A 16038-nucleotide genomic window follows, 5' to 3' on the forward strand; every position below is an offset into this window, starting at 1 on the left:
CTTCCCATGCCCGCCCGCACGTTCTCACCCCTGCGCCGTCTGCTCGTCGGCGGCCTGCTGGCCACCTTCGCCAGTGCCCTGCTGCCCTGGGCCAACGCGGTGGCCGATGACAGCAAGACCCTGCGCATCGGCTACCAGAAATTCAACAGCATCAATATTCTCAAAGGCAGTGGAGCGCTGGAAAAAGCCCTGGCACCGCAAGGGGTGAAGGTCAGCTGGCACGAGTTCGCCGCTGGCCCGCAGTTGCTCGAAGCCTTGAGCACCGGCGCGATCGACCTGGGCCACGCTGCCGATGCGCCCTCGGTGTTCGCCCAGGCTGCCGGTAAACCGGTGGTCTACCTGGCCGCCGAACAACCCTACCCGCGTGGCATCGGCCTGGTCGTGCGCGAGCAGGACCACCTTGCCAGCGTGCAAGACCTCAAAGGCAAGCGCGTGGCCACCGGCCGTGGCTGGAATGCCCAATACCTGCTGGCCGTCGCGCTGGAACAGGCCGGCTTGAGCTACCAGGACATCACCCCGGCTTACGTCAACAACGCCGCCGATGCCGTGGCCGCCCTGCAGTCGGGCAGCGTGCAGGCAGTTACCCTGTGGGACCCGTTCCTGGCCGCCGCCGAAAGCCAGCCCGGCCTGAAAAACCTGCGCGATGGCAGCGGCCTGTCCAACAACCGCACCTTCTACCTGTCCACCGCTGCTTTTGCCGACCAGCACCGCGACCAGCTCAAGACATTCTTCAGCGAGTTGGCCAAGGTCAGCCAGTGGGCCAACGCCAAGCCCGCCGAAGTGGCTGCGCTGCTGTCGCCGCAACTGGGCATAAACGCCAGTGTGTTGCAGGTGGCCAGCGAACGGCGCAACTACAACGCGGTGGCCATTACCCCGCAGATCGTCGCCGAGCAGCAGAAGCTGGCCGACACCTTCCAGGGCTTGGGCCTGATCCCGCACAAGCTGCAGGTGGCCGATGCGGTCTACCCGGCTTCCGTGCTGCCTTGACCGGGGACTGACCATCATGCCCCGCCTCATTCGCTTCAACGCCTTCAGCATGAACGCCGCCAGCCACCAGTCGCCCGGCTTGTGGCGCCACCCGCGCAACACCAGTACGGCCTTCAACCGCCTGGATTACTGGACCGACCTGGCCCGCTTGCTGGAGCGTGGCCTGTTCGACGCGCTGTTCATTGCCGATGTGCTGGGCATCTATGACGTTTACCAGGGCGGCCCCGGCGCCGCCCTGCGAGGCGGCGTGCAGGTGCCGGTCAACGACCCGCTACTGCTGGTGCCGGCCATGGCCGGGGTCACCCGGCACCTGGGCTTTGGCGTGACCTTCTCGCTGACCTACGAACACCCCTACCCCTTCGCCCGGCGCATGTCCACACTCGACCACCTGAGCAATGGCCGGGTCGGCTGGAACATCGTTACCGGCTACCTGGACAGCGCCGCACGCAACCTGGGCCTGGCCCGCCAACTGGGCCACGACCAGCGTTACGACCTGGCCGAGGAATACCTGCAAGTGCTGTACAAACTCTGGGAAAAAAGCTGGGACGCGGACGCCGTGGTGCTGGAGCGCGAAACCGGGCGCTACATCGAGCCGTCCAAGGTGCACGCCATCGGCCATGCCGGCGAGCACTACCAGGTGCCCGGCATGCACCTGTGCCAACCTTCACCGCAGCGCACACCGGTGCTGTTCCAGGCGGGTGCTTCCGCGCGCGGCCAGCAATTTGCCGCCACGCACGCCGAATGCGTGTTCATCAGCGGGCCGACGCCTACGGTGCTGCGCCGCTACGCCGATGGCATCCGCCACGCCAGCGAAGCCGCCGGGCGTGGCCGTGACGAAGTGCTGATCTACGCGCAGGCGTTGATCATCGTTGCGCCCACCGCAGAAGAGGCCCGGGCGCGCTTCGCCGAATACCGCCGTTATGTCGACCTGGATGCCGCTCTCGCCCTGCTTTCAGGCTGGACCGGTATCGATTTCGCCGGCCTTGCCCCGGACACGTACATCGAATACGTCGAGAACGACGCCGGCCGAGCAGCGCTGGCAGCCTTCACCGCTGCCGACCCCAACCGCCGCTGGACCGTGCGTGAAGCTGCAGAGTTCATCGGCCTGGGCGGCCGTGGCCCGGTGCTGGTCGGCGCCCCGGGCGAGATCGCCGACCAACTGGAGCACTGGCTCGACCAGACGGGCATCGACGGTTTCAACCTGACCTACGCCGTGCAGCCCGACGACCTGCACAACGTGGTCGATCTGTTGGTGCCCGAGCTGCAACGGCGTGGCCGCTACCCGCATGCCTATACCGACGGCACGCTGCGCCACAAGCTGTTCGGCAAGGGCGACCATCTGCCTGAACATCATGCAGGCCAGCAGGTGCGCATTCAGTAAATAGATACCGGGTATTTCAACATTTAATTTGTGGATGCGTTGGGCCCGCCCCTATGCTGTCCGTGCATCCCCTGCACGCACCGGCCGGTGTGGTTCAAGGCACGGGGAGAGAACAACAAGTCGAGACCGTTCATGTCGAATCATTCCTACTTCGCCCCCCACGGTGGGCACCCGGCTCAAACCGAGCTGCTGACTGACCGTGCCATGTTCACCGAAGCCTACGCCGTCATCCCCAAAGGCGTGATGCGTGACATCGTCACCAGCCACTTGCCGTTCTGGGACAAGATGCGCATGTGGGTCATCGCCCGCCCGCTGACCGGCTTTGCCGAAACCTTCTCGCAATACATCGTCGAAGTGGCGCCGGAAGGCGGCAGCGAGCGCCCGGAAATGGACGTTAACGCCGAAGCCGTGGTGTTCATCGTCGAAGGCGAAATCGACATCACCGTAGAAGGCAAGCACCACACCCTGGGCCAGGGCGGCTATGCCTTCCTCGCACCGGGCGCCGAATGGAGCCTGCGCAACAACAGCAAGGCCAATTGCACCTTCCACTGGCTGCGCAAGCACTACCAGAAGGTCGAAGGCCTGGACATCCCCGAGTCGTTCGTCACCCACCGCGACAATGCCACCGTCATCGAAATGCCGGGCACCGAAGGCCGCTGGGTCACCACCCGCTTCGTCGACATGGCCGACATGCGCCACGACATGCATGTGAACATCGTTACCTTCCAGCCAGGCGGCGTGATTCCGTTTGCCGAAACCCACGTGATGGAGCACGGCCTGTACGTGCTGGAAGGCAAGGCCGTTTACCGCCTGAACCAGGACTGGGTTGAAGTGGAAGCCGGTGACTTCATGTGGCTGCGCGCGTTCTGCCCGCAGGCGTGCTACGCCGGTGGCCCAGGCAAGTTCAGCTACCTGCTGTACAAGGACGTGAACCGTCATGTGCACTTGACGCTGAATCCGCAGCGCTGAGTTCACTGCCAGCAAGGGCTGCCTGGCAGCCCTTCGCGGGTGCATCGACGCCCGCAAAGCTTTGCTGGCACACCCTCGATTTGCCGCACATACTGAGCACCTATCGTCTGCGCGGGGTTCACCATGAACCGCTGCCTCCTGCTCACCGCCCTGCTGCTCCTCAGCCCCGCATTTTCGGATAGCGCCTGGCACCTGGCCTACGACCGCGAAGGCATCCGCGTCTACCTCAGCAGCGCCCCCGACTCCCCCTACCAGCAGTTCCGTGGTGTCAGCACCATGAAAGCCAGCGTGCGCACCCTCACCGACTTGCAGGAAAACCTGCGGGTGGCGTGCAAGTGGCTGTATGCCTGCGAACAGATGCGCCTGCTGGAAGTGGACGGTGATAGCACCTGGGTGTACCTCACCACCAACCTGCCATGGCCCACCTTGCCACGGGACATGGTCTTGAAGGTGACTACCGAGCGGCTGGAAGACGGCACTCTGGTGCGCCACCTGAGCGCCGAGCCGGGGAAGTTACCGGAAACACCCGGGCTGATCCGCGTGCAACGGCTCAGTGGTGAGTGGGTGATGAAACCGCTGGGCGAGCGGGAAACCGAGGTGACTTACCAGTTGCAGGCCGACCCGGCCGGGGATGTGCCCGGGTGGCTGGCCAACCGGTTCGTGGTGGATGCGCCAGTGGTCACGCTGAGGACGCTGCGTGCGGTGGCCGAGCGACAACGTTGAAAGAACGAGTTTAGGAGCCTTCCTACAACAAGCAGCTCCAGCTGCCGACTATTCAGGCGTTGCCCTTTCCACCACCCTTCACGCCTTCGATCCGGAGGCGCCATGAACCGCAATCTTTCGTTTTTTCTAGCCGTGCTCACCCTGACACTTACCCTGCCCGCCTGGGCGGAACCGGCCCAACGGATGCGCATTGGCGTGGGGGGGCAGGCATCGATCTATCACCTGCCACTGGCTGTCGCGCTGCACAAAGGGTATTTCAAGGAGCAGCAGCTCGACGTGGAGGTGGTCGACTTCGCTGGCGGCGGCAAAGCCATGCAGGCGCTGCTGGCCGATGCCGTGGATGTGATTTCCGGCGCCTATGAGCACACCGTCCGCGCAAACGCCCGCGGTATGGCTACGCAAGCCTTCGTGCTGGCCAGCGAAACCCCGCAAATTGCCATGGCCGTCTCGGCACGCCACTTCCCCGAGTACCGCTCACTGGCCGACCTGCGCGGCAAAACAATCGGCATCAGCGCACCCGGCTCCAGTACCCAGATGGTCGCCAGCCGGGTGTTGAATCAGGCCGGTGTCAGCCCTGACGACGTATCGTTCATCGGGCTGGGAACGGGTATGGCCGCCATCGAAGCGCTGGTTTCGGGCAAGGTTCACGCCCTCGTCCACAGTGAACCGCTGATCAGCCAGTTACAGCAGCGGCCCGAAGTCACGATCGTAGCCGACACCCGCACGCCTGCGGATAGCGCACAACTGTTCGGGGGGCCGGTCCCGGCCAATGTGCTGCTTGCGCGCATGCACTACATCGAGGCTCACCCGCAGCGCATACAGCGCCTGACCAACGCGATGCTCAAGGCACTGCGCTGGTTGAACCAGGCCAGCCCCGAGGACATCGCAGCGCTGGTTCCGCAAAGCTGGCAACTGAACGACGCCCTGGTCTATCAACAGGCCTTGCGCAATGTTCTACCCGCATTGAGTGCGGACGGACGTTTCTCAGAGGAAGGCATTGATAACCTGCTCAAAGCACTGGAAAGCTTTGATCCGACATTGACAAACCTTGCAGAGGACAACGCGAGCACCTGGACCAACCGCTTTGTCGACAATGCACCATGAGCCCGATTCCTGCGTTGAGCATGTGCCAGGTACAGGTCAAGCGCGGTGCCATTACCGTGCTTGAGGCTATCGATCTGCAGGTGGGCGCCGGCGAGTTCGTCTGCCTGCTTGGCCCCAGCGGCTGTGGCAAGAGCACATTGCTGGACCTCGCCGCCGGGCTCACACTTCCCACGACGGGCAAGGTCAGTTGCCTCGGGCAACCGCTAACAGGCATCAACTTGCAAAGCGGGTATCTGTTTCAACAAGATGCGCTGTTGCCCTGGTGCACAGCACTGGAAAACGTCACCCTCTCCTTGCGCCTGCAGCGGGTTGAGCAGCGCGAGGCCAACGCAACAGGCATGCGTTGGCTTGAACAGGTAGGGCTTGCCGATTTTGCGCACTATTATCCCGCGCAATTGTCTGGCGGCATGCGTAAACGGGTAGCGCTCGCCCAGGTGCTGGTGCATGACGCGCCTGTGCTTTTGATGGATGAACCCTTCGCCGCACTGGATGCACAAACACGCCAGAGTGCGCAGGTGTTGCTGCTGAACCTGTGGGAACAACGCCGCCGGGCCGTGCTGTTCGTTACCCATGACCTTGATGAAGCGCTAACCCTTGCCGACCGTATCGTCATGCTGGGCGCTGCACCCAATGCCCGTTGCCTGGCGTCTTTGCCAATCGACCTGCCTCGCCCACGCTGCTTGTCGAGCGTGCGCACCCACCCGCGCTATCAGCGCTTATACCGCCGCCTGTGGCAAATGCTGCATCCGCCTTCCTCCACCTCGACTTGCGCAGCCTTGCCATGAAACCTTTACCGCTATACGGCTTGCGTTTGCTACTGCTTGGCACGTTCCTGGGCACTTGGGGGCTGCTGGCACGTAATGCCGAACTGGCATTTTTCATCGGCCACCCCTGGCAAGTGCTCGAGCGGCTGTGGAACTGGCTGGCAACGGGCAGCGGTGTGCTGGAGGTGCAATGGCAAGGGCAAAACCTCGTGGTCATGCACTTCCCAGGGACGCTTTACCCTCACCTGTTGGTAACCTTGGCTGAAACCCTCATCGCCTTGCTGATTGGCGTCGTCACGGGGCTGTTGGCGGGCTTTTGCCTAGGGCTGATGCCCGCTGTAGCGCACCTGTTATCACCATTCATCAAAGCGGCTAACGCTATACCGCGGGTCGTCCTGGCCCCCCTGTTTCTGATGTGGTTCGGGCTGGGCATGCCATCGAAAATTGCCCTGGCGGTATCGCTGGTGTTCTTTGCCGTCTTCTTCAACGTTTATCAAGGTGTGCGTGAAGTCAGCCCGGCCCTGCTGGCGAACGTCAGGCTTTTAGGTGCCAGCCGCTGGCAACTGGTGCGCCTGGTCTATCTGCCATCAGCGGCCGGGTGGGTATTTTCAAGCCTGAACATGGTCACCGGCCTGGCGCTGGCCGGCGTGGTGGTAGGCGAGTACTTGGGGGCATCGCGCGGTATCGGCTATCTGATCCTGCAGGCCGAAGCCACGTTCGATGTCAATGCGGTCATGGCAGGCATCGTCGTGCTGACGTTTTGCGCATTGTGCCTGGATGCCGTGTTCGCGCGCATTGAACGGCGGCTGCAAGCCTGGCGAAACCTCGACCCTTGACGAAGCAACCCCAGCACCGGCAAGTCAGCGCTTCTTGAGGGTTTCGGAGGGCAGTTCACCAAAGCGTTGCCGGTAGATCTCCGAAAAACGCCCCAAATGCAGAAAGCCGTAATCCATTGCCAGCTCGGTGACACTGCGCACCGCGCAACTGGTATCGGCCAGGCAGGCATGTACGCGCTCCAGCTTGCGCTGGCGCACATACTGCTTGGGCGTGGTGCCCAACTGGCGGTCGAACAAGGCATAGAGCGATCGCACGCTCATGCAGGCTTGCTCTGCCAACGCCTCGGCGGCCAGTTCAAGCTTCAGATTGTGGTCTATGTAATCCAGAATCCGCTCAAGGCTGGCCCCCTGCGTGCCCAGGCTTTCGCGGCGGATGTTGGTGTTCATCAGGGTCAACAGCTTGCTGGCGACAATCTGGCTGTAGTGGCCCTGCACGCGCGGCAGCGAGTCACCCACTTCGGCCTCGTGGCACACCATCGCCAACAGGTTGACGAAGCCGTCCAGTTCTTCCAGCCGGTAATGGTTGCGCAAAAACCGGATGCCGCCGTCGGGCCGCTGCCAGCGTTGCTCTTCGCAGATGCCGTCAAGCAGCCGGGTCGGCACTTTGAGGATGAACTTTTCGCAGTCTTCCGAGTAGGTGAGGTCAACCGGGTCGTCCGGGTTGATCAGCAGCAATTCGCCCGGCACCAGGTGGTGCTCACGCTGATGCCCGCGCCACAGGCAGCTGCCGTTGAGCAGCACCTGCAGGTGGTAGATGGTTTCCAGCGCCGGGGATGTAACGCGCACGCTGCCGCCATAGCTGATGCGGCACAGGTCGAGTTCGGCAAACTTGCGGTGGCTGAGGCTGGCTTGAGGGTGGGTGGTGCGCGACAGGCCGATGCAATGCTGGCCCACGTGCCGGTTGACGTAATCGGACACGGCATAGGGGTCGGCGTGATGGAACACGCTACTGCGCTCGCTCAGCAGGCGGCTTTCCATAGGCAAGGCACTCGGTATCGTTATTGTTCTGGTCGCCGCTTCCTACAAGCCGTAGGGCCTGTGGTCGCGGTCGTTCACGGTCAGTGTATCGAGCCGGGGTCGGGGTTCAGCAGGCAACTGACCACCGGCGCGTGTGTGACACATTAGGCAAAAAGGCAGCGTTTGGGCAATGAGATCTTTGGATTGGGTGGGCGGATAGCGGACAGGGCTTTGGTCAACCCGGGCGATTACCGAACAGTTTGATTACTGGACGGTTGCCACCCAGCCCTGGCTGCGTGCACGAAACTGGCGCGGCGCGATGGCATACAGCTCGCGAAAGCGCCGGTAAAAGTGCGGGAAGCTGACAAACCCGCTGGCCACCGCCACTTCGGTCAGCGATTTGCTGGTGTGCTGCAGTAATTGCCGGGCATGGGTCAGGCGCAGTTCCAGATAATAGCGCGGCGGTGTCGCCTGGACATGGCGCCGGAAAAGGCGCTCCAGGTGGCGGCGCGACAGCCCGGCATGTTCGGCAATTTCGTCGATGCTGATCGGGTCTTCGATATTGGCATGCATCAGCTCCAGCGCCAGGCGTACACCGCGCGGCAGGCTGGGGTCGATTTCCGGCGTGCTGCCCGGCACATCGCTGGGCACGCGTGCCCGGTCGCAGGCCAGCATCTGCTCAACCGCCCGGCGCAGGCCTTCACCGCCTTGCTGCTCCAGCAGCGCCAGCATCATGTCCAGTGCGCTGCTGGCACCCGCGCAGGTAATGCGGCGGCCGTCCAGCACATGGGCCTGGCGGCTCAGGCGCACTTTGGGGAACAGTTCGTTGAGCATGGCGCGGCCATCGGGGTGGAACGCGCAATCGTGGTCGTTGAGCAGGCCTGCTTCGGCGAGAAAGTAGGCGCCGTTCCACAAGCCGCCGAGCTGGCAGCCAAGCTGGTCGGCGTGGCGCAACTTGCCGCGTAGCAGCGGCGCCGCTTCCAGGCGCACGCGAAAACCGCCGCACACCAGCAGGGTGTCCAGGCCCTGCACGTCCAACTCATCCAGCGCTGTGGTGACCGGCAGTGCAATGCCCAGGTCGCTCATCACCTGCGCGCCCTCGCCTACTACGTGAATCTGGTACAGCGGGGTAGCGCTCATCAAGTTGGCGGTGACCAGGGTGTCCATGGCGGCGGTGAAGGCCATCATCGAAAAGTGCTCGCGCAACACGAAGGCCACGCGGCGGCAGGGCAACGACAACGGCGTACGGCTGGCTGGAGCGAGGTGGGCCAGGTTGGTGTTTTTGAGGATGCTTTCGAAGTGGCTCATGGGTTGGCTCTACAGCTTGAGATTGTGCTGGCTGCATCGCGAATAAATTCGCTCCTACAGGTTCAGTGCCAGCGCGCTGTTCTTGTAGGAGCGGATTCATCCGCGATGCTGCGAACACAAATGAAACAGGTTAATTGCTGGCCTGGGTGGCAGCCGCACGCGAAGCCTGCAGCCACAGGTCAAACTGCTGACGGTGCGCCGCGACCCATTCCTTGGCATGTCGGGTGATGTCGGCAGGCTTCTTTTCGCCCTGCTGCATCTTCAGGTTCTGCGCGCTCTCGTCGGCCGTGGTGATCTGCATCAGCGACAGGAACTTGGCTGCAGCGGGGTTTTCCTGGGCAAAGTCCTTGTTCAATACGGCTTCGATCTTGTCCACGGCAAAGCCCAGGTTTTTGCCTTTGTACATCGTATCGACGGTGTTGTTGCCGTCTGGCAGGTCGGTTTTCGGCACTTCCAGCCACACCACATCCTTGTCCTCGACCAGCACGGTGGAAATCCACTGGGGCACCCAGGTGAAGTACAGGATCGGCTTGCCCTCCTTGTAGCGGGTGATGGTGTCGGCCATCAGCGCGAAGTAAGAGCCCTGGTCGACGTGCACGGCCTTGTCCAGGTCATAGGCCTTCATGTGGTGCGAGATCACCAGTTCACAACCCCAGCCGGGGTTGCAGCCGGTGAGGTTGGCCTTGCCGTCACCATCGGTGTCGAACAACTTGGCGATTTCGGGTTTTTTAAGGTCGGTGATGTACTTGATGTGGTACTGCTCGGCGGTTTTCTTGTCGATCAGGTAACCCTGCAGTACACCCGGCATGATGTCGCCGGCCTTGACCATCACGTCGTCACCGCCGGCCTGCTGGTAGAACTTGTCGTGCAGCTTGTCCCACAGGTGCACGGTGAAGTCGGCGTCGCCGTTGGCCAGCGCGACCATCATCACCCCGTATTCGGTTTCTTTCGGCTCCTGCACCTTGTAACCCAGCTCACGCAGGCCTTCCATGGCCACTTCGCCACGGAAGCGCTCTTCAGCGATCGACGGGAAGATCGGCGTCACCTTCACGCCTTCGCCGGGCTTGTCGGCCGAGGCGTTGGCGCACAGTGAGGCGATGACCAACGCCAGGGCACTGGCGCCTTGCAGGATGCTGCGGGAGAACGTGGATTCCAACATCGTCGCGTACCTTTTTCTGGTTGTTATGCTGTGTGCGGCAGTTCGAATGTGTGTGTCTCAGGCAGTCTTGCGCCGCCCTGCTTGCCCGGCGCCGAACAGGCGCAACACGCCGCCTACGGGGCCGGTGTGGTACCAGCGCAGGCTGGGGTCGGCGCTGGAGCGTGCGCCCATGGCCTGGGTCAGGCGGTCAAGGAAGATCGCCAGCAGCACCAGCCCCACGCCGCCCACGGTGGCCAGGCCCATGTCCAGCCGGCCAATGCCGCGCAGCACCATCTGGCCCAGCCCGCCCACCGAAATCATCGACGCGATCACCACCATCGACAGCGACAGCATCAGGGTTTGGTTGAGGCCGGCCATGATCGTGGTGGTGGCCAGCGGCAACTGCACGCGGGTCAGCATTTGCCACGGGGTGCAGCCAAAGGCCCGGGCGGCTTCGATCTTGTCGTCCGGCACCTGGCGAATGCCCAGGTTGGTCAGGCGTACCAGCGGTGGCAGGGCAAACACGATGGTGACCAGCACGCCCGGCACGTTGCCAATGCCGAACAGCATCACCACCGGCACCAGGTAAACAAACGCCGGTAGCGTTTGCATGGCGTCGAGTATCGGCCGAATGATGCGCTCCAGGCGGTCGCTGCGGGCACAGACGATCCCCAACGGGATGCCGATCACGGCGCAGAAGAACACGGATGTAAGCACCAGTGCCAAAGTGGTCATCGACTCCGACCACACCCCGATCAACCCCAGCAAGGTCAGGGTGACGAAGCACAGCAAGGCCATGCGTTTGCCTGCCAACTGCCAGCCCAGCAACGACGACAGCAGAATGCCGATGGTGGGCGGGATGCTCTGCAGGATGAACTCGATGCCGTTGAGCACCTGGTCGATCGGCCAACGGATGGCGCGAAATACCTCACGGAAGTTGTGCACCAGGAAATTGAGAGTGGCGGTTACCCAGTCACCCAAAGGGATGGTGGCCGCCTGGAACGGGTCGAGAAGGCTGAATTCGGACATCAGGGCATTCCTCGTGTTGGGCTCAGTGGCGGCTCTGGGTTTGCAGCGGCACCACGGCCGCCTTGCGGGCTTCCTGGCACGCCAGCAGGCGGGCACTGTCGAAGTGCTTGAAGAAGGCACGCACGTAGTCGTTGGCCGGCTGGTGGATCAGTTCTTGTGGTGTGCCGATCTGCACCACCCTGCCCCCTTCCATGATTGCGATGCGGTGGCCGATGCGCACGGCCTCCTCGATGTCGTGGGAGATGAAAATGATGGTGCGCTGCTGCTCGGCCTGCAGGCGCATCAGCTCGCCCTGCATTTCGCTGCGAATCATCGGGTCGAGTGCCGAGAAGGCTTCGTCCATCAGCAAGATGGTCGGGTCATTGGCCAGCGCGCGGGCCAGGCCCACCCGTTGCTGCATGCCGCCGGACAACTGGTGCGGGTAGCTGTGTTCGTGGCCGGCCAGGCCGACCTGGCTCAGCGCCTCACGAGCACGTCGGTTGCGAACCTCTTGCGCAACGCCGGCCACTTCCAGCCCGAAGGCCGCGTTCTGCAGCACGCTCATGTGCGGCATCAGGGCGAAGGACTGGAACACCATGCCCATGTCCTTGCGGCGCACATCGATAAGGTCTTTGTCGGACAGCCCGGTGATTTCGCGGCCGTTGAGGTGGATGCTGCCGCTGGTGGGCTCGATCAGGCGGTTGAACAACCGCACCATGGTCGACTTGCCCGAGCCGGACAGCCCCATGATGACGAAGATCTCGCCGCGTTTAACGGAAAAGCTTGCATCGAACACGCCGACGACGTGGCCGGTCTTGCTGAAAATTTCGTTCTTGTCGGCACCCTTGCGCAACATCTCCATGGCCATGTCCGGGTTGGGCCCAAACACTTTGAAGATGTGGTTTACCGAAAGAATCTCATCGGCATGGCTCATACGACCCTCGTTATTATGCTTATAACCAATTCATCCACTCGCACCTTCAACAAGGCGGCTGGTGATCAGTGCGAGTACGCTTGGCAGTCCGTTCAAATTCGAACGTGAGTCAAAACCGGCACGCAGAATGTCCTGCTTCAAATTATTCGACATCGATGTCTCAATGCCGCGCCGTGGTTTTACGGTATGCCCAGGCCCGCCAGGGGTCCAACGACATTTGCAGGGCGCAAATCATTACCTGAAGTTATCAATCGGCCGCGCGCATTTACCGTTGCGCGGCGAACAGGCTAGAGTGCCAGCACCTGGCTCGCCGAAGGACCACCATGGTCAGACACTCCGAACCCGATCAAACCCTGATCAAGATGCCGTCGCTGCGCGCCGTGAAGGTGTTCATCGCCGCCGCCAAGTACCAGAACTTCACCCGCGCGGCAGAATCGCTGTGCGTCACCCAGGCTGCGGTCAGCCGGCAGATCCGTGAACTGGAAACCTACCTGGGCGCCGAACTGTTCACCCGTGTGGGCCGCGCGGTAGAGCTGACCGTGGCCGGTTCGATCTTTTTCGATGCGGTGCAGTTATCGTTCGTCAACATTTCCCAGGCTGCCGAGCGCATCCGCAGCAACACCAACAGCAAACAGGTGGTGACCCTGTGCTGCTCGCCGGCATTCGCGGCCTTGTGGATGGGCCCGCGCATGCCGCGATTCTTCGAACAAAACCCTGACATCGACATCAACCTGGTGACCACCCAGAACTTCCTGACCATGGAGCCGGGGGTGCGCCCGGACATCTACATCACCAAACTGGGCAAGGTGCAGGCCGGCTACAGCAGCCACCCGCTCAACCACGACGTGATCTACCCGGTGTGCAGCCCGCAATACCTGGCGCAACACCCGGAACTGGGCACGTTGCAGGGTCTGCGCGACGGCACCTTGCTCAACCTCAGCCCCTATGGGCGCTCACAGGTAGCCGAGCATGTGGACTGGAGCGTGTGGCTGGCCTTTCACAATGTCGACCTGAAAGCCCGCGCCAGCACAGCGCCGCACTTTTTCAATGCCAACGATTACAACCTGCTGGTGCAACTGGCGCTCAGCCACCAAGGTGTGGCGCTGGGCTGGCATCATCTGGTGGAGCCGCTGCTGGCACAGGGGCTGCTGGTGCGGCCGGTGGAGCAGCAACTGGTACTCAAAGACTCCTTCCACTCCCTGGCCTTCAATGAAGACAAAGAGCATGACCCCAGCTGCCACCGGCTGCGCGAGTGGCTGTTGACTGAGTTTCAGCCGTTGCTCGACAGCCTGGCCTGAAACAGCTTGCAACCAACCCTGATTGCCATTCGGTCATTTTTCCACCCCCTGGCCGGGTTGATCTGTTAAAAAGCCACCATGCCCACCCTCCTCCTCACCCACCTGCGCCGCCGCTGGCTGACCTGGCTGTTCGCCTCGTTGCTAGTCATTGGCCTGCCCACCGGTTGCGCCGTGCTGCAGCACAAGGAGCGCGAACTGGTGTTTCGCATCGAACCGGGCCAGGCCAGCTGGTTCCGGGGCCTGCCCAAGGGTGTGCAAGAGCTGGAACTGCGCCCGCGCAGCTTCGACAAGAACCAGAGCCTGCACGCCTGGTGGTGGCCCGCCCAGCGTGCAGACGCGCCGGCCATCCTGTACCTGCACGGCGTGCGATGGAACCTGACCGGGCAGTTGTTCCGCATCGAGCAGTTGCATGCCATGGGTTACTCGGTGTTGGCCGTGGACTACCGCGGTTTCGGCCAGAGCCGTGGGGGCCTGCCTTCCGAGGCCACCGTTTACGAAGATGCGCAGGTGGCCTGGGAACGTTTTGCGCAACTGCAACCGGACGCGGGCAAACGGCTGATCTTCGGGCATTCGCTTGGCGGCGCGGTGGCGGTTGAACTGGCCACGGAACTGGCGCAGCAGGCACAGCAATCGGGCGGTGCCACGGCGGCACGGGGGCTGATTCTGGAGTCGACTTTCACCTCATTGGGCGATGTGGCAGCAGCGGTGGCCAACACCAGCCTGCCCGTGCGCTGGCTGTTGTCCCAGAAGTTCGATTCGCTGGACAAGATCAAGAACGTGGGCATGCCGCTGTTGCTGGTGCACGGGCTGGACGACCGCTTCGTACCGCCGCGCTTCAGCCAGCAGTTGTTCGATGCCGCGCAAGAGCCCAAGACCTTGTTGCTGGTGCCCGGTGCCACCCACAACAACAGCATGAGCCTGGCAGGGCAGCGTTATCGTCAGGCCATCAAGGCCTTGCTTTGATGGCCTATTGCACGGGCAGGAAGTTCATCAGCAGCAGGCTCTGCGCATAGTTAAGGCCAATCCGCCGATAGCGCTCGTCCAGCAGTTCGGCCAACAAGTCCAGGCGCGCCACGATCTTTCCGAACTCCACCGCAAAACTCAGGTTGCTGCCTTCCTCCGAAATTTCGTTGGAGAACAGCAACAGCACGCCGTTGGCATCCTGACGCTGGCTGAGCATCCACGTAGCCTTCTCGATGTTGCGTGCGGCATTGTTGACGAACAACGGGTCAATGGTGTCAGTCATGTAGAACTCGGTGCGCCCGCCATGGGCGGTGATCAGCATGCTGCCGATGGCGTAGATGAAGGCACCTACGCGGTCACCCCTGAACTCGGGGCTGAGGGCATAACTCAGTGCCGCCAGGTCGCGACGATTACCCAACTGTGGCAACGGCTGACGCTGTTCGATAGCCAACCGAATTTGCCGCTCGGCGGTGGCGGCGTCGACGTAGCCCGACAACTTCCACTGGTTGGGGTTGCGCAGGTACAGCTTGTTCATCAGCAGGTACAGGCTCTGCAGGTTGTCACGCATGGACAGCGTGGCCAGGCGGTCGACACTGGTCTGGAACAGCTCGCTGGGCTTGCCGTCGCTGAACTGGGTGACGATGTCCCGGCCTTGCTGTTGGGTGCAGGCGGCCAGGCAGGTCAAAGTGCCAGCCAGCAGCAGGCACGGGAGGAATCGGGAGGTGTTTGCAACCATCGGCACCGGGTCGTATTCGGCGGCCGCGCCGGGAATCGGGGCGGCCTGGCCAAGGATAGAACCCGGAATTGGAAAAAAGTGCGACGCTTGGCGCAATCACATGGCGTGGCGCAGCATCTCCACCACCTGCGCATGCAGCGCCGGGTCACCACACGCCACCACACAGCCACCATTTTGCGCAGAACTGCCGTCCCAAGCAGTAATTACACCCCCTGCCCCTTCGATGATCGGCATCAACGCCTGCACGTCATACGGCTGCAGGCTGGCTTCGACAATCACATCCACAAACCCCGACGCCAGCATGCAGTAGGCGTAGCAATCGCCGCCGTAACGCATCAGCCGCGCCTTGCTGGCGACGGATTCGAAGGCTGCTTTGCGTTCGGGAGTGTCGAACATGTCTGGCGTTGTGCACATCAGCGTCGCCGAGGCCAGGTCGGCACAGGCCCGGGTCTTGAGTGGGGTGCCGCTGCGCCAGGCGCCTTCCGGGGTGCCGACGAAGCGTTCACCGGTAAAAGGCTGGTTCATCACACCAACCACAGGCCGCGAGCCGTCGTTCAGCGCAATCAGCGTGCCCCACAGTGGCAGGCCGGTGATGAACGCGCGGGTGCCGTCGATGGGGTCGAGTACCCAGGTCAGCGGGCTGGTGCCGACCTCAACGCCCGCTTCTTCACCCAGGATGCCGTGCGCCGGGTAACGTGCCTGAATCAGCTCGCGCATGGCGTCTTCCGCCGCTTTGTCGGCCACGGTTACCGGGTCGTACAGGCGCCCGCCCTTGTCTTCCACATCCAGGCTGGCGCGAAAATACGGCTTGATCGCGGTTGCGGCGGCGTCGGCCAACTGCTCGGCGAAGGCGCGGAATTCGCTGATCTGTTCAGCATTCAGGGACATGGGGCAAGCCTCGGAATAATGGGTGGGGCCGCATCATACCCGAC

At 62.6% G+C, this 16038-nt stretch carries 16 protein-coding genes; 9 read left to right on the forward strand and 7 right to left on the reverse strand.

The genetic code is table 11. The features are described 5' to 3' along the window. Nucleotides 1–6 precede the first annotated feature (6 nt). The 7 genes from PVV54_RS13700 to PVV54_RS13730 all read left to right on the forward strand — a co-directional run bounded on the left by PVV54_RS13700 (nt 7) and on the right by PVV54_RS13730 (nt 6764). Nucleotides 7–987: an aliphatic sulfonate ABC transporter substrate-binding protein gene (locus PVV54_RS13700; RefSeq protein ID WP_274905763.1), complete on the forward strand. Its 981-nt coding sequence runs from the start codon at nt 7–9 to the stop codon at nt 985–987. Between the two features lie 16 nt (nt 988–1003). After that, nucleotides 1004–2368: an LLM class flavin-dependent oxidoreductase gene (locus PVV54_RS13705; RefSeq protein ID WP_274905764.1), complete on the forward strand. Its 1365-nt coding sequence runs from the start codon at nt 1004–1006 to the stop codon at nt 2366–2368. A gap of 132 nt (nt 2369–2500) precedes the next feature. Then, the gene (locus tag PVV54_RS13710; protein ID WP_274905765.1) at nt 2501–3337 is read left to right on the forward strand and encodes a bifunctional allantoicase/(S)-ureidoglycine aminohydrolase; all 837 of its coding nucleotides are present in this window, start codon (nt 2501–2503) and stop codon (nt 3335–3337) included. Nucleotides 3338–3460: 123 nt separating this feature from the next. Then, nucleotides 3461–4060 (forward strand): START domain-containing protein, encoded by a 600-nt coding sequence (locus PVV54_RS13715; RefSeq protein ID WP_274905766.1) that lies wholly within the window; start codon nt 3461–3463, stop codon nt 4058–4060. A gap of 102 nt (nt 4061–4162) precedes the next feature. Further along, a complete protein-coding gene (locus tag PVV54_RS13720; protein WP_274905767.1) occupies nt 4163–5164 on the forward strand; it encodes an ABC transporter substrate-binding protein in 1002 nt (333 codons plus the stop codon). After that, nucleotides 5161–5949: an ABC transporter ATP-binding protein gene (locus tag PVV54_RS13725; protein ID WP_274905768.1), complete on the forward strand. Its 789-nt coding sequence runs from the start codon at nt 5161–5163 to the stop codon at nt 5947–5949. Before PVV54_RS13720 ends, PVV54_RS13725 begins: the two co-directional genes overlap by 4 nt. Then, nucleotides 5946–6764, forward strand: a complete 819-nt coding sequence (locus tag PVV54_RS13730; RefSeq protein WP_274905769.1) for an ABC transporter permease — start codon at nt 5946–5948, stop codon at nt 6762–6764. Before PVV54_RS13725 ends, PVV54_RS13730 begins: the two co-directional genes overlap by 4 nt. A gap of 24 nt (nt 6765–6788) precedes the next feature. On the opposite strand, the gene PVV54_RS13735 is transcribed toward PVV54_RS13730, so the two are convergent. The 5 genes from PVV54_RS13735 to PVV54_RS13755 all read right to left on the reverse strand — a co-directional run bounded on the left by PVV54_RS13735 (nt 6789) and on the right by PVV54_RS13755 (nt 12109). Then, a complete protein-coding gene (locus tag PVV54_RS13735) occupies nt 6789–7742 on the reverse strand; it encodes an AraC family transcriptional regulator (protein ID WP_274905770.1) in 954 nt (317 codons plus the stop codon). Nucleotides 7743–7985: 243 nt separating this feature from the next. Further along, a complete protein-coding gene (locus tag PVV54_RS13740; RefSeq protein WP_274905771.1) occupies nt 7986–9029 on the reverse strand; it encodes a GlxA family transcriptional regulator in 1044 nt (347 codons plus the stop codon). 130 nt (nt 9030–9159) lie between these two features. Beyond that, a complete protein-coding gene (gene proX / locus PVV54_RS13745; protein WP_274905772.1) occupies nt 9160–10188 on the reverse strand; it encodes a glycine betaine/L-proline ABC transporter substrate-binding protein ProX in 1029 nt (342 codons plus the stop codon). Between the two features lie 57 nt (nt 10189–10245). Continuing rightward, nucleotides 10246–11196, reverse strand: coding sequence for a glycine betaine/L-proline ABC transporter permease ProW (gene proW / locus PVV54_RS13750; RefSeq protein WP_274905773.1), 951 nt, complete (start codon nt 11194–11196; stop codon nt 10246–10248). A 22-nt stretch (nt 11197–11218) separates the two neighbouring features. Next, the gene (locus tag PVV54_RS13755) at nt 11219–12109 is read right to left on the reverse strand and encodes a quaternary amine ABC transporter ATP-binding protein (protein ID WP_274905774.1); all 891 of its coding nucleotides are present in this window, start codon (nt 12107–12109) and stop codon (nt 11219–11221) included. A 323-nt stretch (nt 12110–12432) separates the two neighbouring features. On the opposite strand from PVV54_RS13755, the gene PVV54_RS13760 reads away from it, so the two are divergent. Both PVV54_RS13760 and PVV54_RS13765 read left to right on the forward strand, forming a co-directional pair. Next, the gene (locus PVV54_RS13760; protein ID WP_274905775.1) at nt 12433–13407 is read left to right on the forward strand and encodes a LysR substrate-binding domain-containing protein; all 975 of its coding nucleotides are present in this window, start codon (nt 12433–12435) and stop codon (nt 13405–13407) included. Nucleotides 13408–13485: 78 nt separating this feature from the next. Beyond that, the gene (locus PVV54_RS13765) at nt 13486–14370 is read left to right on the forward strand and encodes an alpha/beta hydrolase (protein ID WP_274905776.1); all 885 of its coding nucleotides are present in this window, start codon (nt 13486–13488) and stop codon (nt 14368–14370) included. 4 nt (nt 14371–14374) lie between these two features. Here PVV54_RS13765 and PVV54_RS13770 read toward each other — a convergent pair whose 3' ends face one another. After that, nucleotides 14375–15106, reverse strand: a complete 732-nt coding sequence (locus tag PVV54_RS13770; protein WP_274905777.1) for a hypothetical protein — start codon at nt 15104–15106, stop codon at nt 14375–14377. Nucleotides 15107–15202: 96 nt separating this feature from the next. Further along, nucleotides 15203–15994 (reverse strand): histidinol-phosphatase, encoded by a 792-nt coding sequence (hisN, locus tag PVV54_RS13775; protein WP_274905778.1) that lies wholly within the window; start codon nt 15992–15994, stop codon nt 15203–15205. Nucleotides 15995–16038 lie beyond the last annotated feature (44 nt).

This window comes from Pseudomonas sp. PSKL.D1, from assembly GCF_028898945.1.
Classification (GTDB): domain Bacteria; phylum Pseudomonadota; class Gammaproteobacteria; order Pseudomonadales; family Pseudomonadaceae; genus Aquipseudomonas.